This window comes from Streptomyces durocortorensis, from assembly GCF_016901035.1.
In the GTDB taxonomy this organism is placed as follows: Bacteria; Actinomycetota; Actinomycetes; order Streptomycetales; family Streptomycetaceae; genus Streptomyces; species Streptomyces durocortorensis.
Genome location: NZ_JAFEUF010000370.1, coordinates 2,711 through 4,735, shown reverse-complemented (window position 1 = coordinate 4,735; position 2,025 = coordinate 2,711). Strand labels below are relative to the sequence as shown.

Sequence of the window (2,025 nt, the reverse complement as noted above, 5' to 3'; positions counted from 1 at the left end):
CTGCCGCGTGGGCTGGGAGTTGTGTTTATGAGACAGGCGGCGCGGCGGGCGGCTGCTGGGGCGGCTGCTGCGGCTCCTGGGGCTGCTTGCCGAAGGGGTCCGCGGGCGGAGGAGTCGGCTGGCCGAACCCTCCCGGCGGCGGGTCCTGCGGCGCGCCGAACCCGCCCGAGGGCGGACCGGACGGCGGACCGGCGGGCGGCGGCGGGGGCGTGCCCGGTGCTCCCGGGGGCGTGTCCGACGGTTCGTTGGGCGGCTGCTGCGGTGGCTGGGGCGGCTGGGTCATGGCGTGCGTACCTCTGGGGACGAGTGGATGTGGGGGCGCGTGGGGCCGGAAGGGGCCTGGAGGGGCCGGATGCCGGGGCTGAAGTCCGTCACTTCTCGAACACCAGCAGCGTCGACTGCTCCAGCTCTTCCTTGTCGTTGGTCGCGCTCACGCGCTCGCTGAAGATGAAGGAGCGGCCGCCCTCGTAGGCGATCTTGGACGAGAAGAAACCGTTCTCGATCCGGCCGGTCGACGCCGGGTGCTGGAGCAGCGTCTTGGGGGTGCCGCCGGTCGGCGCGAGCGTCACGATGGCGCCGGCCGCGTCGTACTTCGGCCGCATGTAGAGCAGCACGTCACCGCCCTCCATGCCCAGCGGCTTCAGGACGCGCTCGGCCGGGGCGGGCGCTTCCCACTTGGGCTTTCCGGTGTTCAGGTCGAAGGCGATGACCTTGTTCGTCCGGGCGGTCCCGCTGGAGTCGTCCTCGGTCGCGATGTAGAAGGTGTTGGCGTCGGCGGCGACGCCGCTGCACCCTTCGAGGCTCTCACCGAAGATCGCGAAACGGCTCCCGCAGTCGGCGGTGAGCTTGTCGCTCTTACCGGGCGCGAGCTGGGAGCGGAGCTTGCCGCTCTCGGTGAGCGCGACGATGGTGTACTGCTTCTTCTTCTCGTTCTCCAGCCGGACGACGAGCGGGGTGACCGAGTAGACCTTGCTGACCTCCCAGCCGCGCGGCGGCTGGTACGTCCACTTGGGCTTGCCGGTGTCCGGGTTCAGCTCCTGGATCTGCTGCTGCGGGTTCTCGGGGTCGTCGGTGCGGCAGTTGGCCGCGGCGATGAGCTTCTCGCCCCCGGCGAAGGCGAAGGGCTTGCAGTTGTTGTCGGGGTTGCCGAACAGCTCCTTGCCGTCGCTGACCCGGTAGCCGTTGGAGTTGCCGGTGCGCCCCACGGTGACGGTGTCTCCGCTGATCGCGAGCGCGATGTCCGACAGGAAGTCCCAGGTGCCGTTGCCCTTGATCGTCTTCTTCCAGCCGGGCTTGCCGGTGTTGAGGTCGATCATCTGGAGGGTGGAGCACTTGGCCTTGTCCGTGGTGCCGTCCTTCACCCCGATGACGATCTTGCCGTCGGCGGTGGGGGAGCTGGGCGCGGCGCACAGGTCGGCGGGGAGCGGCACGGTCCACTTCTGCTTGCCGTCGGCGACGGAGTAGCCGGACACGCCCCGGTACATGGCCTTGGCGATCACGTCGCCGGCGAACCAGGGGCCCTCGACGGACGAGCCGTTGCGGGGCAGGTCGACGTCGTTCTTCTGGAGCCAGGCGACCTTCGCCTCGCCCGGCTTGCGCCCGGCGTTGAGGTCGTCGTCCGTCTCGCGGCCGTCGCCGTTGCCGTCGCCCTCGTCGACCGTCGGCGACGCGCTGGGGGCCTTGGGGTCGTTGCTGGTGTTGGCGACGGGCTTCTTGGGGTCGTCGTCGCCGCTGTCGCTGACGAGGAGCCAGGTGCCCGTGCCCGCGACCAGGACCACGGCGAGCGCCGCCGCGACGATGATGCCGGTCTTGTTCTTGAGGAACCCGCCGCCGGAACCCGGTCCGCCGGGGCCGGGGGCGCCGGGGTACTGCTGCTGCGGGTAGCCGTAACCGGGCTGGGGCTGCTGACCGTACGGTCCGGGGGCCTGCTGGCCGTACGGGCTCGGGGCCTGCTGGCCGTAGGGGCCGGGCTGCTGGCCGTAGGGACCGGGCGCCTGGCCCGGCGGCTGCTGGCCGTAGGGGCCC

1 protein-coding gene (running past one end of the window) is annotated in these 2,025 nt (G+C 71.3%); it reads right to left on the bottom strand.

Translation table 11 applies throughout. The annotated features are described in order from the left end of the window. Nucleotides 1–371: 371 nt before the first annotated feature. Nucleotides 372–2,025, bottom strand: the 3' portion of a protein-coding gene (locus JS521_RS33945) for an outer membrane protein assembly factor BamB family protein (protein WP_205086731.1). The gene runs 377 nt beyond the window's last position; the window shows 1,654 of its 2,031 coding nt (coding positions 378–2,031); its start codon lies beyond the right edge, outside the window; its stop codon occupies nucleotides 372–374.